At 38.2% G+C, this 23,884-nt stretch carries 23 protein-coding genes, 1 tRNA gene, 1 riboswitch and 1 other annotated feature; of the genes, 23 read left to right on the top strand and 1 reads right to left on the bottom strand.

All coding sequences use genetic code 11. The features are described from left to right. Positions 1 to 66: 66 nt before the first annotated feature. From ACFFIX_RS01990 to ACFFIX_RS01970, 5 genes are all read left to right on the top strand, one after another. The gene (locus tag ACFFIX_RS01990) at positions 67 to 840 is read left to right on the top strand and encodes an electron transfer flavoprotein subunit beta/FixA family protein (RefSeq protein WP_378929966.1); all 774 of its coding nucleotides are present in this window, start codon (positions 67 to 69) and stop codon (positions 838 to 840) included. A 52-nt stretch (positions 841 to 892) separates the two neighbouring features. Further along, a complete protein-coding gene (locus tag ACFFIX_RS01985; protein WP_378929964.1) occupies positions 893 to 1,870 on the top strand; it encodes an electron transfer flavoprotein subunit alpha/FixB family protein in 978 nt (325 codons plus the stop codon). Positions 1,871 to 2,192: 322 nt separating this feature from the next. After that, positions 2,193 to 2,507 carry a thioredoxin gene (trxA, locus tag ACFFIX_RS01980; RefSeq protein WP_378929962.1) on the top strand — a complete coding sequence of 105 codons (315 nt, stop codon included), beginning with the start codon at positions 2,193 to 2,195 and terminating at the stop codon, positions 2,505 to 2,507. Positions 2,508 to 2,894: 387 nt separating this feature from the next. Further along, a complete protein-coding gene (uvrC, locus tag ACFFIX_RS01975; RefSeq protein ID WP_378929960.1) occupies positions 2,895 to 4,667 on the top strand; it encodes an excinuclease ABC subunit UvrC in 1,773 nt (590 codons plus the stop codon). A 175-nt stretch (positions 4,668 to 4,842) separates the two neighbouring features. Further along, positions 4,843 to 5,021, top strand: a riboswitch (Lysine riboswitch). A gap of 143 nt (positions 5,022 to 5,164) precedes the next feature. Beyond that, the gene (locus ACFFIX_RS01970) at positions 5,165 to 6,394 is read left to right on the top strand and encodes an aspartate kinase (protein WP_378929958.1); all 1,230 of its coding nucleotides are present in this window, start codon (positions 5,165 to 5,167) and stop codon (positions 6,392 to 6,394) included. 115 nt (positions 6,395 to 6,509) lie between these two features. Here the strand turns inward: ACFFIX_RS01970 and ACFFIX_RS01965 are convergent, their stop codons facing one another. Beyond that, positions 6,510 to 7,016 carry a YslB family protein gene (locus ACFFIX_RS01965; RefSeq protein ID WP_378929956.1) on the bottom strand — a complete coding sequence of 169 codons (507 nt, stop codon included), beginning with the start codon at positions 7,014 to 7,016 and terminating at the stop codon, positions 6,510 to 6,512. A 289-nt stretch (positions 7,017 to 7,305) separates the two neighbouring features. Here ACFFIX_RS01965 and ACFFIX_RS01960 point away from each other — a divergent pair, with 289 nt between their 5' ends. The 18 genes from ACFFIX_RS01960 (at position 7,306) to leuB (ending at position 23,810) form a co-directional block, all read left to right on the top strand. Further along, on the top strand, positions 7,306 to 7,914 hold the full coding sequence (locus ACFFIX_RS01960) for a succinate dehydrogenase cytochrome b558 subunit (protein WP_378929954.1): 609 nt from the start codon (positions 7,306 to 7,308) through the stop codon (positions 7,912 to 7,914). A 33-nt stretch (positions 7,915 to 7,947) separates the two neighbouring features. Continuing rightward, positions 7,948 to 9,708, top strand: coding sequence for a succinate dehydrogenase flavoprotein subunit (gene sdhA, locus ACFFIX_RS01955; protein ID WP_378929952.1), 1,761 nt, complete (start codon positions 7,948 to 7,950; stop codon positions 9,706 to 9,708). Between the two features lie 2 nt (positions 9,709 to 9,710). Continuing rightward, complete coding sequence (gene sdhB, locus ACFFIX_RS01950; RefSeq protein WP_378929950.1) at positions 9,711 to 10,472, top strand: succinate dehydrogenase iron-sulfur subunit; 762 nt, start codon at positions 9,711 to 9,713, stop codon at positions 10,470 to 10,472. A gap of 80 nt (positions 10,473 to 10,552) precedes the next feature. Next, complete coding sequence (locus tag ACFFIX_RS01945) at positions 10,553 to 10,711, top strand: hypothetical protein (protein ID WP_378929948.1); 159 nt, start codon at positions 10,553 to 10,555, stop codon at positions 10,709 to 10,711. A 211-nt stretch (positions 10,712 to 10,922) separates the two neighbouring features. After that, positions 10,923 to 11,147 carry a spore germination transcription factor GerE gene (gene gerE / locus ACFFIX_RS01940; RefSeq protein ID WP_029279253.1) on the top strand — a complete coding sequence of 75 codons (225 nt, stop codon included), beginning with the start codon at positions 10,923 to 10,925 and terminating at the stop codon, positions 11,145 to 11,147. A gap of 190 nt (positions 11,148 to 11,337) precedes the next feature. Then, positions 11,338 to 11,796, top strand: coding sequence for a MarR family winged helix-turn-helix transcriptional regulator (locus ACFFIX_RS01935; protein ID WP_378929945.1), 459 nt, complete (start codon positions 11,338 to 11,340; stop codon positions 11,794 to 11,796). Positions 11,797 to 11,805: 9 nt separating this feature from the next. Continuing rightward, positions 11,806 to 12,606 carry a glutamate racemase gene (racE, locus tag ACFFIX_RS01930; RefSeq protein ID WP_378929943.1) on the top strand — a complete coding sequence of 267 codons (801 nt, stop codon included), beginning with the start codon at positions 11,806 to 11,808 and terminating at the stop codon, positions 12,604 to 12,606. 126 nt (positions 12,607 to 12,732) lie between these two features. Further along, complete coding sequence (locus ACFFIX_RS01925; RefSeq protein WP_378929941.1) at positions 12,733 to 13,824, top strand: GerMN domain-containing protein; 1,092 nt, start codon at positions 12,733 to 12,735, stop codon at positions 13,822 to 13,824. A gap of 141 nt (positions 13,825 to 13,965) precedes the next feature. Continuing rightward, complete coding sequence (gene rph / locus ACFFIX_RS01920) at positions 13,966 to 14,727, top strand: ribonuclease PH (RefSeq protein WP_378929939.1); 762 nt, start codon at positions 13,966 to 13,968, stop codon at positions 14,725 to 14,727. Position 14,728: 1 nt separating this feature from the next. Then, on the top strand, positions 14,729 to 15,322 hold the full coding sequence (locus ACFFIX_RS01915; protein ID WP_378929937.1) for an XTP/dITP diphosphatase: 594 nt from the start codon (positions 14,729 to 14,731) through the stop codon (positions 15,320 to 15,322). Positions 15,323 to 15,340: 18 nt separating this feature from the next. Beyond that, entirely contained in the window at positions 15,341 to 15,856 is a 516-nt protein-coding gene (locus ACFFIX_RS01910; protein WP_378929935.1) for a metallophosphoesterase, read from the top strand. A gap of 123 nt (positions 15,857 to 15,979) precedes the next feature. After that, positions 15,980 to 16,053 (top strand) — tRNA-Arg (locus tag ACFFIX_RS01905). 412 nt (positions 16,054 to 16,465) lie between these two features. Further along, complete coding sequence (ilvE, locus tag ACFFIX_RS01900; protein WP_378929933.1) at positions 16,466 to 17,374, top strand: branched-chain-amino-acid transaminase; 909 nt, start codon at positions 16,466 to 16,468, stop codon at positions 17,372 to 17,374. Positions 17,375 to 17,405: 31 nt separating this feature from the next. Continuing rightward, positions 17,406 to 17,657 (top strand) — a binding site (T-box leader). A gap of 107 nt (positions 17,658 to 17,764) precedes the next feature. Beyond that, complete coding sequence (gene ilvB / locus ACFFIX_RS01895) at positions 17,765 to 19,483, top strand: acetolactate synthase large subunit (RefSeq protein ID WP_378929931.1); 1,719 nt, start codon at positions 17,765 to 17,767, stop codon at positions 19,481 to 19,483. Next, entirely contained in the window at positions 19,480 to 19,998 is a 519-nt protein-coding gene (ilvN, locus tag ACFFIX_RS01890; protein ID WP_378929929.1) for an acetolactate synthase small subunit, read from the top strand. The genes ilvB and ilvN overlap by 4 nt, the downstream gene beginning before the upstream one ends. A gap of 61 nt (positions 19,999 to 20,059) precedes the next feature. Then, complete coding sequence (ilvC, locus tag ACFFIX_RS01885) at positions 20,060 to 21,085, top strand: ketol-acid reductoisomerase (protein ID WP_378929927.1); 1,026 nt, start codon at positions 20,060 to 20,062, stop codon at positions 21,083 to 21,085. After that, positions 21,072 to 22,616 (top strand): 2-isopropylmalate synthase, encoded by a 1,545-nt coding sequence (locus tag ACFFIX_RS01880; protein WP_378929925.1) that lies wholly within the window; start codon positions 21,072 to 21,074, stop codon positions 22,614 to 22,616. Before ilvC ends, ACFFIX_RS01880 begins: the two co-directional genes overlap by 14 nt. A gap of 84 nt (positions 22,617 to 22,700) precedes the next feature. Further along, positions 22,701 to 23,810 carry a 3-isopropylmalate dehydrogenase gene (gene leuB, locus ACFFIX_RS01875; RefSeq protein WP_378929923.1) on the top strand — a complete coding sequence of 370 codons (1,110 nt, stop codon included), beginning with the start codon at positions 22,701 to 22,703 and terminating at the stop codon, positions 23,808 to 23,810. Positions 23,811 to 23,884 lie beyond the last annotated feature (74 nt).

The following is a 23,884-nucleotide window of genomic DNA, read 5'->3' as shown; positions in this document are numbered from 1 at the left end:
TTTTTATGGTGAATTATTATACTATTCGAAACTGATAAAAATTAAAATGAACTTGGAGGATTGAACATGAACATTTACGTAATTATGAAAAGAACATTTGACACTGAAGAAAAGCTTACTGTTCGAAATGGCCAAATAAACGAAGATGGTGCTGAATTCATCATCAACCCTTACGATGAGTATGCAATTGAAGAAGCGATTACACTTCGTGATGCAAACAGCGGGGAAGTAACAGTTGTAACCATTGGTGGGGAAGAATCGCAAAAAGAATTAAGAACAGCATTAGCAATGGGCTGTGATAAAGCGGTTTTAATTAATACAGAAGATGATCTTGAAGAAGGAGATCAATATACAACTGCAAGAATTTTAGCACAGTACTTTAAAAAACAAAAAGTCGATATCATTCTAGGTGGTAATGTTGCAATTGATGGTGGTTCAGGACAAGTTGGACCACGATTAGCAGAACTATTAGACATTGCTTATGTAACAACCATTACAAAACTAGAAGTTAATGGCGAAACTGTAATCGTTACACGTGATGTTGAAGGAGATTCTGAAGTAATTGAGACATCTTTCCCACTATTAGTCACTGCACAACAAGGGTTAAATGAACCACGCTACCCATCACTACCAGGAATTATGAAGGCTAAGAAAAAACCACTTGAAGAATTAGAGCTTGATGATTTAGATTTAGAAGAAGATGAAGTAGAACCGAAAACAAAAACAATCGAAATTTATTTACCTCCCAAAAAAGAGGCAGGGAAAGTTCTTCAAGGTGATTTAGCAGATCAAGTAAAAGAACTAGTAACGCTTCTTCGTACAGAAGCAAAAGTGATCTAACAACAGGAGAAATTAACTGAACTTAAAATTAAGAGAACTGGGGGAACATATAATGGCAAGAAAAGTTTTAGTTCTAGGAGAAGTTCGTGAAGGAACTCTACGTAATGTATCATTTGAAGCAATCGCAGCAGGTAAAACGATTTCTGAAGGTGGAGAAATCGTAGCTGTATTAATAGGTGATAAAGTTGCAACTCTGTCAAACGAACTCATTCAATACGGTGCAGACCGTGTAGTCACTGTAGAAAATGAAAAATTGAAAGCGTATACTCCCGATGGCTTTTCACAAGCTGTTTTAGCTGTTGTTGATAGCGAAAAACCAGAAGGAATTATTTTTGGGCACACTGCACTTGGAAAAGATTTATCACCGAAACTTGCAGCACGCTTAAATTCTGGATTAATTTCGGATGCAACTGATGTTGAAGTGGCTGGAGGAAATGTCGTATTCACTCGTCCAATCTACTCTGGTAAAGCGTTTGAAAAGAAAATTGTAACAGATGGAACAATTTTTGCTACTATTCGTCCAAATAACATCGCTCCACTTGATAAAGATGAAGCAAAAAGTGGAGAAACTAGTTCACTATCAGTTGAAATTAAGGATCTGCGTACAATTGTGAAAGAGGTCGTTCGTAAAGCAACAGAAGGTGTCGATCTTTCTGAAGCAAAGGTCGTTGTTGCAGGTGGTCGTGGTGTTAAAAGTGAAGATGGCTTCAACCCTTTAAAAGAACTATCAGACGTTCTAGGCGGAGCTGTTGGAGCATCGCGGGGAGCATGTGATGCAGAATACTGTGACTATTCGCTACAAATTGGTCAAACTGGTAAAGTTGTAACTCCAGACTTGTATATCGCTTGTGGAATTTCAGGTGCTATCCAGCATTTAGCAGGGATGTCCAACTCTAAAATCATCGTTGCAATTAACAAAGACCCAGAAGCAAACATCTTCAAAGTAGCTGACTATGGAATCGTAGGAGACCTTTTCGAAGTAGTCCCACTGCTAACAGAAGAATTTAAAAAATTAAAAGTACATTCATAAGATAAAGCACGCCAAAGGCGTGCTTTACCCTTGCTCTTAAATAATCTTCTGGATTCTAATTGTAGCTGTTAAAATGAACTACTAACTGCTCCTCAAAGCAAATCCAAAAAGAGGGATGGAATGAACGAACAAAGTAGTTAGTAAAAAATACTTTTACACTACGAACGAAGTAATACATAAAAAGCCCTCTTTTATTTTCTTTCCTGCATGTTTTTTGCAGGAAAGAAAGGGGAAAGTAATATTGAGGCATATTGTTAGCTAGTTTGTTTCCTTAGGTGCTATACTTTAAACATAATTTAAAGCTTAATTAGGAGGAATTTCAATGGCAATTACAACTGTAACAGACCAAAATTTTTCAACAGAAACAAACGAAGGTGTTGTACTAGTAGACTTCTGGGCACCTTGGTGTGGACCTTGTAAAATGATCGCTCCAGTATTAGAAGAGCTAGATGCTGATATGGGTGATAAAATAAAAATCGCTAAATTAGATGTTGATGAAAACCAAGAAACCGCTGGGAAATACGGTGTAATGAGTATTCCAACACTACTTGTCTTTAAAAATGGTGAAGTTGTCGATAAAGCAGTAGGTTTCCAACCTAAAGAAGCTTTAGAAGACCTACTAAATAAACACGCTTAATCTAAAAAGCTGACTTAATGTCAGCTTTTTATTTTGCCATCAGCAGAATTTATATGAATTTTAAACTCAGTATGCGTTTCTGAATCCAGCTCCAGCGCCTAGCCCCGACGCACAGGATGTGCTAGTGCAGTCAATGCGACAGGACGTCGCGTTCTTGACTGCCTCGAGCTCATAAGTCAATTATAAATTGAAAGAACGCCTTCTATTTATAATCGTCTTATGCTTGTCGGGGCTGAACAAGGCGCTTGCGCTTATTTTGCCAACATTAGACAGAATAGTACAATTATTGCTTAGGAAATGATTGTGGTAACTTCGAGTTTTTGACAAAGGACGAAAGTGTTCTTAAGTGATACAATGACAGTATCATATTATTTGGAGTGTCTGCAGATGAAAGGGATTATTAAAGAAAAGCTTGCACTTCTTCCTGATCAGCCTGGCTGTTATATTATGAAGGATCGCCAAGGGACAATTATCTATATAGGCAAAGCGAAGGTGCTTAAAAATCGAGTGCGTTCGTATTTTACAGGATCACATGATGGAAAAACGCTGCGTTTAGTAAATGAAATTACAGACTTTGAATATATCGTTACATCTTCTAATATTGAAGCACTCATTTTAGAATTAAACTTAATTAAAAAGCATGATCCAAAATATAATGTCATGTTAAAAGATGATAAAACCTATCCTTTTATCAAAATTACAAATGAACGTCATCCTCGTTTAATTGTTACTCGTCAAGTGAAAAAAGATAAAAGCAAGTATTTTGGACCCTATCCTAATGTACAGGCTGCACGGGAAACGATTAAGCTGTTAGATCGCTTATATCCACTACGAAAATGCTCTACATTGCCAGATCGCGTTTGTCTTTATTACCACATGGGTCAATGTTTAGCACCATGTGTGAAAGATGTTTCGAACGAGACGAATCGTCAAATGGTAGAGGAAATTACTCGTTTTTTAAATGGTGGCTTTAAAAAGATTAAAGAAGATTTATCCGAGAAAATGAGTAAATCCTCTGAAGAGCTTGATTTTGAACGGGCAAAGGAATACCGGGATCAAATTGTTCATATTGAAGCAACAATGGAAAAGCAAAAGATGACAATGAATGACTTTGTTGATCGAGACGTTTTTGCTTATGCGTATGATAAAGGCTGGATGTGTGTTCAAGTTTTCTTCATTCGTCAAGGAAAGCTAATTGAACGTGATGTCTCAACATTTCCTATTTACGACACTCCTGACGAGGAATTTCTCACTTATCTAGGTCAATTTTACTCAAAAAACAATCATTTTCTTCCAAAAGAAATTCTCATTCCAGACAGTGTTGAACATGAGCTAGTGGAACAATTATTACAAGTCTCTACCATCCAGCCAAAGCGTGGTAAAAAGAAAGACCTTCTTTTATTAGCACATAAAAATGCAAAGATTGCCCTAAAGGAAAAGTTCTCTTTAATTGAACGAGATGAAGAACGGACAATTAAGGCAATTGAAAACATTGGGGAAAAGTTGAGTATTCACACACCACTTCGTATAGAAGCATTCGATAATTCGAATATCCAAGGAACGGATCCAGTTTCTGCAATGGTTGTATTTATTGACGGAAAGCCAGCAAAAAAAGACTACCGGAAGTATAAAATTAAGAGCGTTCAAGGACCCGATGATTATGAATCCATGCGCGAGGTCGTTAGAAGAAGATATAGCCGTGCTCTAAAGGAATCCTTGCCCCTACCTGACTTAATTATTATCGACGGAGGGAAAGGTCATCTAGCAGCTGCACAGGACGTATTGGAAAATGAATTAGCTCTAGAAATACCTGTTACAGGATTAGTTAAAGATGATAAACATCGAACTTCTGAGTTGTTGATTGGTAACCCACCAGTTATTGTTCAATTAGAACGAAATAGCCAAGAATTTTATTTATTACAAAGAATACAAGACGAAGTTCATCGTTTTGCGATAACGTTTCATCGACAAATACGTGGTAAAACAGCCTTTCAATCCATATTGGATGATATCCCTGGTATTGGTGAGAACAGGAAAAAAATGCTCCTGAAACATTTTGGTTCCGTTAAAAAAATGAAGGATGCTACCTTAGATGAGCTGAGGGAAGCGGGTATCCCTCCAAAAACGGCTCAAGCCTTACTAGAAAAATTAAAAGAATAAGCTATTGTTATTTCTAGATTACTTACGGAATTTTTATATTTTAAAGAATAAGTGTGCGTTTCTGAATCCAGCGCCTAGCCCCTCGAGGTCATAAGGCTGAACAAGGCGCTTGCGCTTTTTTTATTTATTTGATACAATTTTTACTAATTTCATATTTGATCGTTTCAAGTTCGTTAATGATGGTAGAGGTGCGAGCTTCAATAGTAAACAGTTAGAGGAGATTGGACTCCGAAGAAGACTGTTGAAAGGGAAGTTTCGCCGAAGTGATAAAGTTCCATTTCCTTTATTGCTGGTTTTGCACTGAAAAAGTGTAAGATTGTCAAGGATATTTATTCTTGGAGAGCTATCTCATTGTGTGAACGAAAATATTTTTTTCGTTTAGTAAGCAATGGGATAAGTAAATCTCATTGCTTTTTTGTATTTCATAAAAAAGTCAGGGACTAGTCCGAATCATAACAGTTCGATCTATGATAAAAAGGTGAAGGGTGAGGTTGTCGTTGGGAATTATCGTTCAAAAATTTGGTGGTACATCAGTAGGTTCTCCTGAAAAAATAGGTAACGTAGCGAGTCGAGTTATTCAAGAGAAACAAAACGGTCACGATATTGTCGTTGTGGTTTCAGCCATGGGGAAAACGACAGACCATCTTGTATCTCTTGCAAAAGAAATTACAGATCGCCCAAACAAACGAGAAATGGATATGTTACTTACAACAGGTGAACAAGTCACAGTTGCTTTGTTATCAATGGCGCTAACTGAAAAAGGATACGATGCCATTTCATTTACTGGTTGGCAAGCTGGCATTCAAACAGAATCAGTTCATAGCAATGCTAGAATTACACATATTGATTCAAATCAAGTACAACAGCAACTAAACAATGGAAAAATTGTAGTTGTTGCTGGATTCCAAGGTGCTTCAATCGAACAGCAAATTACGACATTAGGTCGAGGAGGCTCTGACACAACTGCAGTTGCACTTGCAGCAGCACTAAAAGCCGATAAATGTGATATTTATACGGATGTAACAGGAGTTTTTACAACCGACCCTCGGTTTATTAAAGGTGCTAGAAAGCTCTCAGCGATATCCTATGATGAAATGCTTGAGCTAGCGAATTTAGGTGCAGGAGTTTTACATCCAAGAGCTGTTGAATTTGCGAAGAATTACCAAGTTCCACTAGAGGTACGTTCAAGCATGGAGAATGAACGAGGGACAATTATTGAGGAGGAAACATCAATGGAACAAAACCTTGTAGTAAGAGGAATTGCATTTGAAGATCAAGTAACAAGAGTATCCATCTTGGGTCTTCCAAACGAATTAACAACGCTTTCGACTATTTTTTCCACATTAGCAAAACATAGTATTAACGTTGATATTATCATTCAAAGTACAACAAGTAGAGAGACAACGTCAATTTCTTTCTCGGTTAAAACTAGTGATCTAGAGGATACGATAAAAGTCCTAGAACAATACAAACAACAACTTAACTACAAAAAAATCGAATCTGAAAGTGGATTATCGAAAGTTTCAATTGTAGGTTCTGGGATGATTTCAAATCCAGGCGTAGCAGCAGAGATGTTTGATGTACTAGCAAATAAAGGGATATCAGTGAAAATGGTCAGTACGTCAGAAATTAAAGTTTCAACTGTCGTTTCACAGGAGCATATGGTACAAGCAGTTGAAGCACTACATGAAGCGTTTCAACTATCTAAACAAGAAGCAACAGTATAAAAAGTTTTCTTATTCAGGATAAAATAATTGCAGATAAAATGCGTATTAAAGAGGGTCTGACTGTATTAATGTCAGACCCATAAGCGTGCGATAAATCACAAAAAAACAGACGATATTATCTTTGACTTCTTTTTCCAAAAACAGCTACAGGTGAGGCGATCTCATCTTTTTGATCCCATTTAACAGTGAAAACAACTTTGTTTGCTCGTTTTTTTACTTGCTCGTATGTTTCGGTAATATGATTGTTCATTTGCTGTAATTGTTCGGCAACAAAGCCTGCTTCTAGCTGAAACGAAATTTCGTTTGATTTTTTAATGCGGAGTTGAATCATATCACTGCTTAATTCAAATTCCATTTCGTTCTTTTTATTTTGAACTAAATCCAAGTTTCCCCAGCCAGCAGCCAAGAAAAAGGAGATGAGCTCTTCTGTAGTTTGAACAGGGTATTTCCGCGCCAAGCTTTTACCCGCCCAATACAGCATTTGTGGATAATCTTGCCCTAGAATATCAGGAAGTAAAACTTCACGTAGAAGTTCATACCCAAATGCAGGCATTTGCAAATCCTTTAATTCTTGATAATCAGCCAAATAAGAATGTTTTTTCACGTTTTTCCCCTCTTTCATGAAGTATTATATAACAAGTACCGATGAGAAAAACATGAAATATAAGTAAAAAATGAAAATATAGATTAACTTTCTATCAATATATTGATAAAATAAAAATTAATAGGAACTACTATAATTATGATTTTTCTAAAAATTATAATTTATGAACACGTTTTCTTGACGCTTATTCAGGATGAGAGTAGAATATATTTGTCACATTTTATCAGTTTAAAGACTTTGGGGCTGGAAAATGGAGAAATAGAGTCCTAATGTTGAGCGCATTATTGATACTAGGGGGTAATTTTAAATGGCTGGAAACAAAGAGTTTATGAATCGCAGGCTACACTCATTACTAGGAGTAATTCCGGTTGGGCTCTTCTTAATTCAGCATCTCGTTGTGAACAACTTCGCAACTAGGGGCGAAGAAGCATTTAACAATGCTGCACATTTCATGGAAGCCCTTCCATTCAGGATTGTACTAGAAACGTTTATCATTTTCTTACCGCTCTTATATCATGCTATTTACGGAGTGTATATTGCATTCACCGCAAAAAACAATGTGAGTAACTATGGGTATCTGCGAAATTGGTTGTTCGTACTACAGCGTGTAACTGGAGTTATTACATTTGTATTCGTTGTTTGGCACGTATGGGAAACGGGAATTGCAGCAGCACTTGGTGCAGAAGTGAATTATGACATGATGGCATCCATCTTAAGTAGTCCATTTATGCTAGCATTCTATTTAATTGGTGTCATCTCAACCGTTTTCCACTTTGCAAATGGTTTATGGTCTTTCGCTGTAAGCTGGGGAATTACTGTAACACCTCGCTCACAATTAATTTCAACGTATGTAACACTAGGGATTTTTGTAGCCCTTTCATTCGTTGGCGTACGCACAATTTTTGCTTTCGTCTAATCCAGAAAACGTACTATAAAGGGAGTGGGCTAATTGAGTAACAGAATTATCGTTGTCGGCGGAGGTCTAGCCGGTTTAATGGCAACAATTAAAGCCGCAGAAGAAGGCGTTCAAGTAGATTTATTCTCATTAGTACCTGTTAAACGTTCTCACTCTGTGTGTGCACAGGGTGGCATTAACGGTGCTGTAAATACAAAAGGTGAAGGGGATTCACCTTGGGAACATTTTGATGACACAGTATACGGAGGAGATTTCCTAGCGAATCAACCTCCAGTAAAAGCAATGTGTGACGCTGCTCCATCAATCATCCATCTATTAGATCGTATGGGTGTTATGTTTAACCGTACACCTGAAGGATTACTAGATTTCCGTCGCTTTGGAGGAACTCAGCATCACCGGACAGCATTTGCTGGAGCAACGACAGGTCAGCAGTTGTTGTATGCTTTAGATGAACAGGTGCGTCGTTATGAAGTTGCAGGCCTTGTAACGAAGTACGAAGGCTGGGAGTTCCTAGGAGCAGTAATTGATGAAGAGGGTGTGTGTCGCGGAATTACTGGACAAGATTTAAAATCAATGGAAATCAAATCATTCCGTGCTGATGCAGTTATAATGGCAACTGGTGGACCTGGAATCGTATTTGGTAAATCAACCAATTCAGTTATTAACACTGGTTCGGCTGCATCAATTGTTTACCAACAAGGTGCTCATTATGCAAACGGTGAGTTCATTCAGATTCATCCTACGGCAATTCCTGGAGATGACAAACTTCGTCTAATGAGTGAATCTGCTCGTGGTGAAGGTGGACGAGTATGGACATATAAAGATGGAAAGCCATGGTATTTCCTTGAAGAAAAGTACCCTGCATACGGAAACTTAGTACCGCGTGACATTGCAACACGTGAAATCTTCCATGTATGTGTAGACTTAAAGCTAGGAATTAATGGCGAAAACATGGTGTATTTAGATCTTTCTCATAAAGATCCGAAAGAACTAGATGTTAAGCTTGGTGGAATCATTGAAATCTATGAAAAGTTCATGGGTGATGATCCTCGTAAAGTACCAATGAAAATCTTCCCAGCTGTTCACTATTCAATGGGCGGGTTATGGGTAGATTACAATCAAATGACAAATATTCCTGGTTTATTCGCAGCTGGTGAATGTGACTATTCTATGCACGGAGCCAATCGCTTAGGAGCTAACTCCTTATTATCGGCGATATACGGTGGAATGGTTGCTGGACCTAAAGCAGCTAGTTATATAAATGAACTTGAAAAAAGAGCTGAAGATTTACCTGCTACTATTTTTGAAGATCATGTGAAACAAGAAGAAGAAAAATGGTCAAACATCATGAAGCTTGATGGTGATGAGAATGCATACGTTCTTCATAAGGAATTAGGAGAATGGATGACAGACAACGTTACAGTTGTTCGTTACAACGAAAAGCTTTTAAAAACAGATGAAAAAATTCAAGAGTTACTTGAACGATATGAAAATATTAATATTCATGATACAGCAAAGTGGAGCAATCAAGGTGCTGCCTTTACACGTCAATTAAAAAATATGCTTCAGTTGGCACGCGTAGTTACCCTTGGTGCATACAATCGAAATGAAAGCCGTGGAGCCCATTATAAACCCGACTTTCCAGAGCGTAATGACGAGGAATTCTTAAAAACTACAGTTGCAAAATTTGCTGGTGAAAAAGCTGCACCAAAGTTCCATTACGAAGAAATTGACGTTTCATTGATTGCACCGCGTAAGCGTGATTATTCTAAAAAGAAAAAGGGGGATAATTAATAATGAGCGAGAATAAAGTTGTTCGTTTTATTATTACAAGACAAGAAACACCTGAGCAAACCCCTTATCAGGAAGAATTTGAAATCCCTTATCGCCCAAATATGAATGTAATTTCTGCTCTTATGGAAATTAGACGTAATCCAGTAAACTCTAAGGGAAAAGACACGACACCAATCAACTGGGATATGAACTGCTTAGAGGAGGTATGTGGAGCCTGTTCGATGGTCATTAACGGCAAACCACGCCAATCCTGTACGGCTCTTGTTGACAAGCTTGAGCAACCAATTCGTCTTGAGCCAATGAGAACATTCCCTGTCGTTCGTGATCTACAAGTTGATCGTAGTCGTATGTTTGACTCATTGAAAAAAGTAAAGGCTTGGATCCCAATTGATGGAACACATGATTTAGGTCCAGGACCACGTATGCCTGAAAAGAAACGCCAATGGGCTTATGAGCTTTCTAAATGTATGACATGTGGAGTATGTCTTGAAGCATGTCCTAACGTAAATAGTAAATCAAACTTTATTGGACCGGCACCACTTTCGCAGGTTCGTCTTTTCAATGCTCATCCAACAGGTGCTTTGAACAAAGCAGAGCGTCTTGAGGGAATCATGGGTGATGGCGGATTAGCAAACTGTGGAAACTCACAAAACTGTGTTCAATCTTGTCCAAAAGGAATTCCTTTGACAACATCGATTGCTGCATTAAACCGTGATACAACGATTCAATCATTCCGAAACTTCTTTGGAAGCGACCAAGTATAACTACAAAAACACCTTTTCCTTATGGGAAAGGTGTTTTAGTTATATAAATTTGTTTGCTGAAAGTGATCTTTTTTAGACATATGAACAAAACCACAGTTCCAACATACTTTGAAGAAGGAAGGACAGAATTAGTTGAAAAAGTAAATACAGTAGGAAATTCATCGATTAAATTTCTCTACTTAGCTTTAAACCAATCTGGAGAGAGTCTGTTTGAGGGGCATCATTATCCAAATTTCTAAGCACACTGGCAGAAGCATTACATGGGCTATAGAAGATAAAGCGACATTACTTGAAAAAGTTGAACTCACAATTTAAAAATAGACTTAGGTAAAACACCTTTTCCTTCATAATTGCTGTCACCGGTAACCTTGGAAACACATACAATAAGTTGACTAATACTATACCTAACCGTTAGTTCAGCTCTCACCTTAGCAAGGAGGGTTACAATACTTGAAGGAGAAAGAGTTTCAATCAAAACCTTTACTCACCAAAAGAGAGAGAGAAGTATTCGAATTGTTAGTTCAAGATAAAACAACAAAAGAAATAGCAGGCGAGCTCTTTATTAGCGAAAAAACGGTTCGGAACCACATCTCGAATGCGATGCAAAAGCTTGGAGTCAAGGGGCGTTCTCAAGCGGTTGTTGAGCTCCTTCGAATGGGTGAACTTGAGCTTTAAAAAGTACCGGTCGACCTTGTAATGAGGATGGCCGGTTATTATTTTTTGTAGCGGCTATTCCATATTGCTTTAAAGCGCTAGAGGACAGCCACCACTTTTTAACTTGCAATTTTGACAAAAAACGTGGAAAATATGGAGTAATATACACGTTTATACACGTGTAATCTTATATTTTAGCGAGGGTTTGTCGATGACAAAAGACCAGCAAGAAATGATGATGAATGTCCAGACCGTAGCGGATCTTGAAAAATCGCTACGTCATATATCGGGTATTATAAAGCAAAAAGGTAGAGAAATTCTAAGTCAATATACCATTACACCTCCACAATTTGTCGCTTTGCAGTGGTTGCTTGAGCATGGAGATTTAACAATAGGTGAGCTTTCAAACAAAATGTATCTAGCCTTTAGCACGACAACTGATTTAGTTGATAGAATGGAAAAAAACGAACTCGTCCTTAGAGTGAAGGACCCAAAAGATAGAAGAGTTGTTCGTATTCATCTACTAAGCGAAGGCGAACGAATTATCGCAGAGGTCATTGAAAAAAGACAAAATTATTTAAGAGATACACTCATCAATTTCGAAGAAGACGAATTACTTTCTTTGGAAAAATCTTTAAAAAAGTTACAGCGTGAAATGAAAGAAGAATGAGGCGATTTTTTGAAAAGACCTATCGGTGTCATTGATTCTGGAGTCGGCGGTCTAACTGTTGCGAAAGAAATTATGAGACAATTACCTAAAGAAGAGATTATTTATCTAGGAGATACAGCTAGATGTCCATATGGACCACGACCGATTGATGAGGTTAGAAGGTTCACTTGGGAGTTGACGGAGTACTTATTAACAAACCATCATATTAAAATGCTTGTAATCGCCTGCAATACTGCGACCGCTATTGCTTTACAAGAAATCCAAGAAGCAGTTGATATTCCTGTTATTGGGGTTGTTTTTCCAGGTGCACGAACTGCTATCAAGGTAACGAAAAATGACCGAATCGGTGTAATTGGAACATTTAATACAATCGAAAGTGGTGCATACGATACTGCGCTAAAAACAATTAAAAACTCTGTTTTTGTTGAAAGTTTAGCATGTCCAAGCTTCGTTCCACTTGTAGAGAGTGGTGAATTTGAAGGAGAACATGCTGCTCAGATTGTCAAGGAAGCACTCTTACCTTTCCGCGGAAGTACTATTGACACTCTTATTTTAGGATGCACCCATTATCCTATTCTTCGAATGTTAATTGAAAAACAAATGGGACAAGCAGTGAAGATTATTTCTTCTGGTGATGAAACTGCACGGGAAGCTAGTACAATTTTATCTTATAAAAATGCTTTAAATCAGTCACCTGAGGTTAAGCATCATCATTTTTTAACAACAGGTCCTCAAGAGCTTTTCCAAAAAATTGCTTCCAAGCTATTTCAACAAACAGCTTTTAATGTAAAAACGATTACACTGCATTAAATATTCTATAAAATGGACACGGCTATCATCTGAATAGCCGTGTTTTTTTGTGTATTACAAAAAAGCGGTCTAAAAAAGAAAAGAGCTCGTATACATAGTAGTACAAACTGCCTTGGAGGGATTTGAATGTCTAAAAACACGAATAAAAAGGTTGCAGTAGTTGTAATCGCATCATCCATGTTACTCTCTGGTTGTGGTTTATTTGGTGGAGAACAAACAGCAAAAGAAATGGATCCTCCTCAAGATGTGACATATACAGAGGATGGAGAACAAGTAACAGGTGAAGAGGTTTCAGAGGAAAAAGGCACAGAAGGCATTGATGGTGGAAAAGCAACTGAAACGATGACAAGTCAATTGTTTTTAATTGATAAAAATGGCTTAGTTGTACCTTATGCAATGGAGCTTCCAAAAACGGACAGTCGCGCAAAACAGTCACTGGAGTACTTAGTAGAGGGTGGACCCGTTTCAAATGAGCTTCCTGACGGCTTTAGAGCTGTGATTCCTCAAGATACACAGGTATTAGGTGTAAATATTAAAGAAGATGGCACAGCGGTTGCTGATTTCTCGAAAGAATTTACTAGCTACAACAAAGAAGATGAAGCAAAAATTCTTCAAGCCATTACCTGGACTCTGACTCAATTTGATTCTGTAAAGACAGTGAAAATTTGGGTTAACGGACATGAGCAAAAAGAAATGCCTGTAAATGGTACACCGATCCAAGATGGTGTGAGCCGAGCAGATGGTATAAATTTTGACTCAGGTGATGTGGTTGATTTTACTAACACACATCCATTAACAGTGTATTATATGGCACAAGAAGATGATCAAGTGTATTATGTGCCTGTCACAAAACGGGTTAGTAATGAAGAAACAGATCCGATTGTAGCAACGGTTAACGAACTTGTTACAGGTCCTTCAATGTCTAGTGGGTTGTTATCAGAATTCCAGGATGGTGTAGAATTATTAAGTGCTCCAGAATACGAAGACGGTAAAGTTACCTTAGACTTTAACGACTCAATTTATGGCAGCTTTGATGAAGAAGAGAAGCAGATTTCAACAAGTGTTCTTCAGTCGCTTGTACTGTCGTTAACAGAGCAACAAGGAATTGAGAGTGTCGCGATTAAAGTAAATGGAAAAACAGATCTTGTAAATGAAAAAGGTGAAAAATTAACTGAACCAGTGACGAGACCAGAGAATGTGAACACAGATAGTTTTTAATCTTTTAGTTTTTGATATACTAAATAGTGGGTATTGATAAGGGGTATGCTTTTAAAGCTACCTCTTATTTATTTTCTATATAAGATTAAAAATTACATATGGAACAAAAAAGAATACGAAATTTATATTGGAGGGAACAAAATGAGGCATGATGGACGCACAAATGATCAATTAAGAAACGTAGAAATGATAACAGACTTTGTTATACATCCAGAGGGGTCTGTTCTTATTTCGGTAGGAAACACAAAAGTAATCTGTAACGCAAGTGCGGAAGACCGTGTCCCCCCATTTATGAGAGGGGAAGGGAAAGGATGGATTACTGCTGAATACTCTATGCTTCCCCGAGCAACTGAGCAACGAACAATTCGTGAATCGTCTAAAGGAAAAATCACTGGAAGAACGATGGAAATTCAACGGTTAATTGGACGTGCATTGCGAGCGGTCGTTGATTTAAATAGCTTGGGAGAAAGAACGATCTGGATTGACTGTGACGTTATTCAAGCAGATGGCGGAACAAGAACTGCTTCAATTACCGGGGCGTTTGTTGCGATGACTCTGGCACTTGGGAAGCTAGTCGAAGGTGGAAAGCTGAAAAAACTACCAATCACAGATTTTCTAGCAGCTACTTCTGTCGGGATAAATTCCGATCATGGTGAGATTCTTGATTTAAACTATATAGAAGATTCATCTGCAAAAGTAGACATGAATGTCATTATGACCTCGAACGGCTCTCTAGTAGAAATACAAGGCACAGGAGAAGAAGCAACATTTTCTAGAAATCAGTTAAATGAAATGCTTGACTTAGCTGAAAAAGGAATATTTTCTCTGATTGAAACACAAAAACAAGCGTTGGGTGATCTTGCTTTATTAGTAATGGACACGATTGAAAAGAAGAATGCATAAAATGAAAGAGATCATCATTGCAACGAAAAATAAAGGAAAAGTCAATGAGTTTAAAGAAATGTTAAATGGAAGTGGCTATCAGGTTACGTCTCTTTTAGATTACCCTGACTCTGTTGATGTGGAAGAATCAGGTGTAACCTTTGTGGAAAATGCAATTTTAAAAGCAGAAGCAATTTCTAAACACTATCGAAAAATAACTATTGCTGATGATTCGGGTTTATCCATTGATTATTTAAACGGTGCACCAGGGGTTTTTTCTGCACGTTACGCAGGGGAAGAGAAAAATGATGCGGCAAACCTCAGCAAAGTCCTCACTGAGCTCAAAGGAGTTCCTGAAGCAAAGAGAAGTGCTAGATTTCATTGTGCTCTAGCAATTGCGTCGCCTGAAAAAGAGACGTTCACAGTTGAGGGAATATGTGAAGGGATGATAACCGAGAAAATGGAGGGTGAAAATGGCTTTGGGTATGACCCGATTTTTAAACCCAGAGGTAGAGAAGTAACGATGGCTCAGTTGCCGAAAGAAGAGAAAAATACAATTAGTCACCGAGCAGATGCCCTGAAAAAATTAGAAAAGGGAATTGCACAGTACTTTTAACAATGGGAGTTTTGAGGAATGAATGTTTTAATTATTAGCGATAGTCACGGTTTAACGGAAGAAATTCTAAAAATTCAGGCTCGACATGCAGATCACATTGATGCAATGATTCACTGTGGCGATTCTGAATTAGCTTCTGACCACGAAAGTCTTTCTGGCTTTCATACTGTAAGAGGTAACTGTGATTATGATTCTAAACTTCCAAAGGAGATTATTACGGAAGTGGAGAGTGTGAAATTTTATATTACCCATGGCCACCTTCACAATATCAAAACAACCTTAATGAATGTAAAATATAGAGCATTAGAATGTAATGCGGATATTGTTTGTTTCGGACATTCACACATTGCTGGAGCAGAGATGATTGATAACATTCTTTTTATTAATCCGGGCAGTATACGCCTTCCAAGAATGCGCAAGGAACGGACTTATGCTATACTAAGCGTAGAAAACTTTGTAGCGACGCTGACCTTTTATGAGGTTGATGGTACTGTGGTTAATGACTTATCGGCTACATTTAATTTTGATCGTTAATTTGGAGGGAGACTTCTCCCTCTAAATTTTAAAAAAAGTTTTAGGTTTTGTATTGACATTTCAGGCTACAATTTATATAATAAAAAATGTCGCTAAGAGATGAATGGCTAATTTAATAATCATGTCCCAGTAGCTCAGCTGGATAGAGCAACGCCCTTCTAAGGCGTCGGTCGGGAGTTCGAATCTCTCCTGGGACGTCAAACTTAGTAAAACCTTTCGTTAATCGAAAGGTTTTTTTGTTTTTTTTATAGTTCCCCATTTCCTTTCCTAAGTCTATTTTTGAGTGGAAAAGACATTAGCTCCGAAACGTTTGATTTAGATCACCAGCCTTTTTTTAAAAAAAATAAAAAAAGTTCTAGAGGACTGCCTTTCCGTTTATATCAATCATGTAAGCGTATACAAATTAATCGACTAATCTAAATTATCAAATAATTCACTAAAATGCTGTTGACACTTGTTATTTATGAGCGTAATATAAGCTCAAATAAGTTACACGAACATGTGAGGTTTAGCAGAGTAAACCATAATTAAATTCAAATATGGGAATTTTTTTAGCCTAAGTGTTCAGTAGTTTAAAGTGTTTTGACTTTAAAGGGAAGGTGTGCTCTTATGGGTGACCAGTGGATCTTTCTTAATAATGAATTTGTGAAAAAAGAAGATGCGAAAATTTCTGTATATGATCATGGTTTTCTGTATGGTGACGGAATTTTTGAAGGAATTCGAGTTTACAGCGGTAATATTTTTCGAATGGAAGATCATATGGATCGCCTTTACCAATCCGCCAAATCAATTTTATTAACGATACCTTATTCACAAGCTGAGCTTTCTGAATTAGTTGTGAAGACGGTGGATAAAAATGAACTCAGTGATGCATACATTCGATTAGTCGTTTCAAGAGGGGTAGGAGACTTAGGGTTAGACCCATATAAGTGTAAGCAAGCGAGTTTGGTCATCATTGTTGAACCACTTGTTATATTCCCTAAGCATTTATATGAAACTGGCATTGATATCGTAACTGTTGCAACGAGAAGAAATCGACCTGATGTCCTTAGTCCAATGGTAAAATCATTAAACTATTTAAACAATGTGCTTGTTCGAATAGAGGCTCACTTAGCAAATGTAAGTGAAGCATTAATGTTGAATGACCAGGGCTATGTTGCAGAAGGAAGTGCTGATAATGTTTTTATCTTAAAAGGTAGTAAACTACTTACCCCACCAGGCTATATTGGGGCATTAGAAGGTATTACAAGAAATGCAATAATTGAAATTGCCGCTGATCTTGGCTATGACGTAAGAGAAGAGCCTTTCACTAGGCATGATGTTTACACGGCAGATGAAGTCTTTCTCACTGGAACAGCAGCAGAAGTAATTGCAGTTGTAAAAGTAGACGGACGTGTGATCGGAGAAGGAGTGCCGGGACATCACACGAAAAAGTTACTTGTAGAGTTCCGGAAAAAGGTTGTCACTGATGGTGTGAAAGTTTCAAGTGCTGACCACAGTTTACATGATGTTAGCTAAAATACTTTAAATGTTTGTAATAAAAAAAATAAAGAAAACGTTGATGAGGATAAGTAGTCTTTTGGAAAAGTATCTACAGAGAGCCGGGATAGCTGGAAGCCGGTGATACTCCCAAATAGATGAACTCGCCTCTGAGTGTCAATCTGAATCAAGTAAGATTGACCGAGTCCCATTCTTCGGTACTCGTTATCAAAGAGAACAGAATTTTTGTTCGCAAGGTGATCATACGGTCACGAAGAAGGGTGGTACCGCGAAAAAGTGTTGTAACCTTTTCGCCCCTTTGACACACGAGAAGTGGGTCTTATGAGGGGTGGAGAGGTTTTTTATATGTCAAAAAAATCTAAAACGCAACGCGAACGGCTTAATGAGCCAATTAAAGGAGGAAAGAAGATGAGCACAAAAGTACAATTGGGTGAACAAACAGCCAAATGTACGGACATAATGTCGGGAGCCATGATGCTAATTGAATCCCTTAAAAAAGAGAATGTCGAAGTTATTTTTGGTTATCCAGGAGGAGCCGTTCTACCGATTTACGACAAACTCTATGATTCTGGGATGTTCCATATTTTAACTCGTCATGAACAAGGTGGCATCCATGCAGCAGAGGGATATGCAAGAATCTCAGGGAAACCGGGTGTCGTTATTGCAACATCTGGGCCTGGTGCAACCAATTTAGTGACTGGTTTAACCGACGCGATGATCGATTCGCTTCCATTAGTTGTTTTCACTGGTCAAGTTGCTACTTCTGTGATTGGATCGGATGCTTTTCAAGAAGCTGACGTCCTTGGAATCACAATGCCAATCACAAAGCACAGCTTTCAAGTTCGTGATGTGACCGATTTACCACGAATTATCAAAGAAGCTTTTCATATTGCAACCACAGGAAGACCTGGCCCTGTTCTAATTGATGTACCTAAAGATGTTGCCATTGCGGAAGGTATTTTCACCTATGATGTTCCTATTAATTTACCAGGCTATCAACCGAAGACAGAGCCTAACTACTTACAAATACGTAAGCTAGTAGAAGCAGTTAGCAATGCAAAAAAACTGGTTATTTTAGCAGGTGCAGGAGTCTTACATGCCAAAGCATCGGAAGAATTAAGAATATTTGTAGATCAACAGAAAATCCCAGTAGCCAATACCCTTCTTGGATTAGGGTCGTTTCCAGCAGATCACCCTCTTTTTCTCGGAATGGCAGGGATGCATGGAACGTATACAGCAAACATGGCACTCTATGATTGTGATTTATTGATTAGCGTAGGTGCAAGGTTTGATGACCGTGTCACTGGAAACTTAGAGCATTTTGCTAAAAAGGCTGTTGTTGCACATATTGATATTGACCCAGCTGAAATCGGCAAAAACATTCATACGCATATACCACTAGTTGGCGATGCAAAAAACGTTTTACAAAAGTTAATCGAACAGCAAGGTAAGCAAGGTGAACATGAAGAATGGAATGAAAAGCAAACTGAAAATAAGCAAAACTATCCATATTGGTACCAAGATAGCAGCGAAGAATTAAAGCCACAGAAAATCCTTGAATACATTCATGAATGGACAAAAGGAGAAGCAATCGTCACAACAGATGTTGGACAGCATCAAATGTGGGCTGCTCAATATTATCGATTGACAAAACCAAATCGCTGGGTAACTTCAGGTGGACTAGGGACAATGGGCTTTGGATTACCAGCAGCAATAGGCGCACAACTCGCAGATCGGAAAGCCAACGTTGTAGCTATCATAGGTGATGGCGGCTTTCAAATGACTCTGCAAGAACTTTCGGTGGTGCATGAATTAAATTTACCGATAAAAATTGTCATTCTAAATAATGGTGCACTAGGAATGGTGAGACAATGGCAAGAGATATTCTATGAAGAACGCTACTCACACTCCAAATTTATCACACAGCCAGACTTCATCAAACTAGCTGAAGCTTATGGTATTAAAGGGGTTAGCATCAAAAGTGAACAACAACTAGATGAGTTAAAGGATGCTATTACATCAAATGAACCAGTTTTGATTGATGTGTCTGTCTGCCAAAATGAAAATGTCTATCCAATGATCGCACCTGGAAAAGGTTTGCATGAAATGGTAGGTGTTAAAAAATGAGGCGAATTATTACACTAACTGTTAATAATCAATCAGGAGTCCTCAACCGGATCACAGGCTTATTTACAAAAAGGCATTATAATATTGAAAGCATTACAGTCGGTCATACAGAGGTTGAAGGAATTTCAAGAATGACCTTTGTTGTAAATGTTCAAGAAGAAAAAGAGGTTGAACAAATTACCAAGCAATTGAACAAACAAATTGATGTGTTAAAAGTAAACGATATTACCAATCAATCAATTGTTGCACGGGAATTAGCACTGATAAAAGTAGCCTCTACTCCTACGAACCGAATTGAGTTGCAAGGCATAATCGAACCATTCCGAGCTTCAATTATTGACGTAAGCAAGGAAAGTGTCGTTGTCCAAGTAACAGGAGAGTCAGACAAAATAGAAGCATTAATCGATTTATTAAAGCCTTATGGCATAAAAGAAATTGCAAGAACTGGGACGACTGCATTCACAAGAGGTACGCAAAGAGGTACAAATTCCGCAAAGTCGTTTTCACTTGTATAAGTCAACTTCTAAGCATAATTTTTTAAAAAGTTAACTAAAAACTCAAAGGGAGAGATTTAAAATGACAAAAGTATATTATAACGGCGACGTAAACGAAGTAGCATTAAAAGGGAAAAAAGTAGCGGTCATTGGATATGGATCTCAAGGTCATGCACATGCATTAAATTTAAAAGAGAGTGGTGTAGACGTAGTTGTTGGTGTACGTCAAGGTAAATCCTTTCAAAAGGCTGTAGAAGATGGTCATCAAGTTGTTTCAGTTGCAGAAGCTGCAGAACAGGCAGAGGTAATCATGGTCCTTCTTCCTGACGAGCAACAGCAAAAAGTGTACGAAGAAGAAATCCGCGATGCATTAAAGGATGGAGATTCACTGGCTTTTGCTCACGGTTTTAATATTCATTTTAATCAAGTAGTAGCTCCTGAAAATGTCGATGTTTTTCTTGTAGCACCAAAGGGACCTGGTCATCTTGTCAGAAGAACATTTGAAGATGGAGCAGGAGTACCAGCTCTATTCGCTATCTATCAAGATGTTTCAGGAGAAGCAAAAGACACAGCTCTTGCTTATGCAAAAGCAATCGGTTCGGCACGTGCTGGTGTATTAGAAACAACGTTCAAGGAAGAAACGGAAACTGATTTATTCGGAGAGCAAGCAGTCCTTTGTGGTGGATTAACCTCTCTTGTAAAAGCCGGTTTTGAGACATTGGTAGAAGCAGGCTATCAGCCAGAAGTTGCCTATTTTGAATGTTTACATGAATTGAAGTTAATCGTTGACCTTATGTATGAAGATGGAATGGCTGGAATGAGGTATTCAATCTCAGATACAGCGCAATGGGGAGATTTCGTCTCAGGGCCACGTGTTGTTGATGAAAGAGTCAAACAATCTATGAAGGAAATTCTAACAGATATCCAATCAGGAAAATTCGCTAAAGAATGGATCTTAGAAAACAAAGCGAATCGTCCACAGTTTAACGCAATTAACAACAGTGAAAAAGAACACCAAATCGAAGAAGTAGGAAAAAAATTACGTGACATGATGCCATTTGTGAAACGTAAACAGAAAGAAGTGGTGAGTGCTAGTGCGAAAAATTAACCTTTTTGATACAACGCTCCGTGACGGTGAACAATCTCCAGGTGTGAATTTAAATGTTAAAGAAAAGCTTGAGATTGCAAAACAACTAGAAAAACTCGGTATGGACGTTATAGAAGCTGGCTTTCCAGCTTCATCAAAAGGTGATTTACTGGCAGTACAAGAAATTGCAAATGAAATCAAAAACAGTTCAGTCACAGGGCTAGCAAGATCAAAAAAAGAGGACATTGATGCTGCCTGGGAAGCATTAAAATCCTCAGAGGAGCCAAGAATTCACGTATTCTTGGCAACTTCTCCTATTCACATGAAATACAAGTTAAAGCAAACACCAGAACAAGTAATTGAAACTGCAGTCGAGTCAGTGAAATATGCTTCAACGTTTTTCCCGGTTATTCAGTGGTCTGCTGAGGATGCTTGTCGGTCGGACTTACCTTTTTTAGCAAGCATTGTTGAAAAAGTGATTAAAGCTGGCGCGAAAATTATTAACATTCCAGATACAGTTGGCTATATTACGCCTAAAGAGTACGGAGAGATTTTTACCTACTTACTAGAGAATGTTAAGGGGATTGAAAACGTCATTTTGTCTGCTCATTGCCACGATGATTTAGGCATGGCTGTTGCAAACTCCCTATCAGCTATTGAACATGGTGCCGGTCAAATTGAGGGTACTATTAATGGAATTGGTGAACGAGCGGGCAATGCTTCTTTAGAGGAAGTAGCAGTAGCCCTTCATATCCGCAATGATTATTACAAAGCTAGCTCTGGTTTATTTTTAAAAGAAATTAAGAAAACAAGTGACCTTGTAAGCAATCTTACTGGTATGGTTGTACCAGCAAATAAAGCAGTTGTCGGAAAAAATGCTTTTGCGCATGAAGCAGGCATCCACCAAGATGGTGTCTTAAAAGAAAAAACAACCTATGAAATTATCTCACCAGAGCTTGTTGGTGTTTCAACAAATTCAATGGTACTTGGCAAACATTCAGGACGACATGCTTTTAAAGCACGACTTCAAGAATTGGGGTTTGTCGTAACAGATGAAGAACTGAACAAATTATTCCGATCCTTCAAGGATTTATCGGAGAAAAAGAAAGAACTCACAGATGATGACATTAAAGCACTATTAATTGAAGAAAAAGTAGCAAATCGAGAAGATGTATATGAATTACAATCACTACAAGTTCAATATGGTACATCACAAATACCAACAGCGACTATCACATTGAAAAATAGACAAAACGAAATTATCCAAGAAGCTGCGACAGGAGCTGGAAGTGTTGAAGCGATTTACAACACGTTGGAAAGATGTATGGATACAGAAATTAAATTACTCGATTACCGAATTCAATCAAACGGTAGTGGACGTGATGCACTAGCACAAGTATTCGTTAACATTCAAATTGGTACACAGAAAGCAAGTGGAAGAGGTATGGCACATGATGTGCTTGAAGCATCAGCAAAAGCGTATATCAATGCAGCCAATCGCATTGTGAATTCTGCTCCTGTTGAAGAAATTACCTTAAAGGCATTAATTTAATAAAAAAAGCGGAAACGCCCGTTTAGAGACCTATGGACTATGACGGCTCCGTATGAGATTAATAAAAAAATGGGGGGAAAGGAAATGAAAAAGACGATTGCATTGTTACCAGGAGATGGAATTGGAAGAGAAGTCATCGAAGTCACTGTCGATGTACTAAAAACAATTGAAGAGCATTATCATCATCAGTTTCAGTTTCAATATGGGTTAATTGGTGGGGATGCGATCGATCAAACCGGAAATCCCCTTCCAAAGGAAACCATTGAAACGTGTAGACAAGCGGATGCAGTATTGCTAGGAGCAGTTGGTGGACCTAAATGGGAAAGTAATCCTGTTTTCCTCCGACCAGAACGAGGGTTGTTAGCAATTCGAAAAGAACTTGATCTTTTTGCTAATCTACGACCAATCAAAGCATTTGATAGTTTATTAGATTCTTCTCCTTTAAAGCCGGAGTATGTAAGAGGTGTGGACTTTGTAATTGTCCGTGAATTAACAGGTGGATTATACTTTGGCAAACCGAGTGAGCGCACGACTCAAGACGGTGAAGAAGGAGCAGTTGATACTCTTTTTTATAAAAGAAGTGAAATCAAACGAATCCTTGTTTCAGCGTTTGAGCTAGCAATGACACGGAAAAAACAAGTTACATCTGTTGATAAAGCAAATGTACTAGAATCGAGCCGTTTATGGCGTGAAGTTGCTGAAGAAGTGGCAAAGGAATACCCTGAAGTCACGCTAAAACATATGCTTGTCGACAATGCCGCAATGCAGCTAATTTCTTCACCAAACCAATTTGATGTGATCGTAACTGAAAATTTATTTGGAGATATTTTAAGTGATGAAGCTTCCATGATCACAGGCTCGCTTGGCATGTTACCTTCAGCTAGTCTTTCGTCCAGTGGCCTTCATTTATACGAACCAGTTCACGGCTCTGCACCTGATATCGAGGGTAAAAATGTTGCAAATCCGATTGCAGCTATTCTATCAGCAGCAATGATGCTTCGTCATTCTTTTGGTCTAGAGGAAGAAGCTGGTGCGATTGAAAATGCAGTCAAGCATGTACTGGGTTCAGGAAAAAGAACAGCTGACCTTGCGAAGGGCGGTCCATACGTCTCAACCAAATTAATGACAGAAGAAATAAAAGCCGCGTTAGCAGATGACCATGCGATTTTAAATATTATGGAAGCATATGCGTGAATTATTGATTAAGAGGCTGACGTGGTAAAGAGTCAGCCTCTCCTTTATATCATTTTTCAGAAAGGAGTCGTGTT

The organism is Metabacillus herbersteinensis (genome assembly GCF_042433335.1).
Classification (GTDB): Bacteria; Bacillota; Bacilli; order Bacillales; family Bacillaceae; genus Metabacillus; species Metabacillus herbersteinensis.
Note: the sequence above shows the minus strand (reverse complement) of the source record. Positions and strands in the feature narration are given on the sequence as shown.

Bases quoted from the DNA above. Each gene is read 5' to 3' on its own strand.
- ilvE (WP_378929933.1), top strand. From the start codon at position 16,466: ATGGGTGACCAGTGGATCTTTCTTAATAATGAATTTGTGAAAAAAGAA.
- ACFFIX_RS01965 (WP_378929956.1), bottom strand. From the start codon at position 7,016: ATGAAAGAGGGGAAAAACGTGAAAAAACATTCTTATTTGGCTGATTAT.
- sdhB (WP_378929950.1), top strand. From the start codon at position 9,711: ATGAGCGAGAATAAAGTTGTTCGTTTTATTATTACAAGACAAGAAACA.
- rph (WP_378929939.1), top strand. From the start codon at position 13,966: ATGAGGCATGATGGACGCACAAATGATCAATTAAGAAACGTAGAAATG.
- trxA (WP_378929962.1), top strand. From the start codon at position 2,193: ATGGCAATTACAACTGTAACAGACCAAAATTTTTCAACAGAAACAAAC.
- ACFFIX_RS01945 (WP_378929948.1), top strand. From the start codon at position 10,553: ATGAACAAAACCACAGTTCCAACATACTTTGAAGAAGGAAGGACAGAA.
- uvrC (WP_378929960.1), top strand. From the start codon at position 2,895: ATGAAAGGGATTATTAAAGAAAAGCTTGCACTTCTTCCTGATCAGCCT.
- ilvC (WP_378929927.1), top strand. From the start codon at position 20,060: ATGACAAAAGTATATTATAACGGCGACGTAAACGAAGTAGCATTAAAA.
- ACFFIX_RS01960 (WP_378929954.1), top strand. From the start codon at position 7,306: ATGGCTGGAAACAAAGAGTTTATGAATCGCAGGCTACACTCATTACTA.
- ACFFIX_RS01935 (WP_378929945.1), top strand. From the start codon at position 11,338: ATGACAAAAGACCAGCAAGAAATGATGATGAATGTCCAGACCGTAGCG.
- ilvN (WP_378929929.1), top strand. From the start codon at position 19,480: ATGAGGCGAATTATTACACTAACTGTTAATAATCAATCAGGAGTCCTC.
- ACFFIX_RS01990 (WP_378929966.1), top strand. From the start codon at position 67: ATGAACATTTACGTAATTATGAAAAGAACATTTGACACTGAAGAAAAG.
- ACFFIX_RS01915 (WP_378929937.1), top strand. From the start codon at position 14,729: ATGAAAGAGATCATCATTGCAACGAAAAATAAAGGAAAAGTCAATGAG.
- leuB (WP_378929923.1), top strand. From the start codon at position 22,701: ATGAAAAAGACGATTGCATTGTTACCAGGAGATGGAATTGGAAGAGAA.
- ACFFIX_RS01985 (WP_378929964.1), top strand. From the start codon at position 893: ATGGCAAGAAAAGTTTTAGTTCTAGGAGAAGTTCGTGAAGGAACTCTA.
- ilvB (WP_378929931.1), top strand. From the start codon at position 17,765: ATGAGCACAAAAGTACAATTGGGTGAACAAACAGCCAAATGTACGGAC.
- ACFFIX_RS01910 (WP_378929935.1), top strand. From the start codon at position 15,341: ATGAATGTTTTAATTATTAGCGATAGTCACGGTTTAACGGAAGAAATT.
- ACFFIX_RS01925 (WP_378929941.1), top strand. From the start codon at position 12,733: ATGTCTAAAAACACGAATAAAAAGGTTGCAGTAGTTGTAATCGCATCA.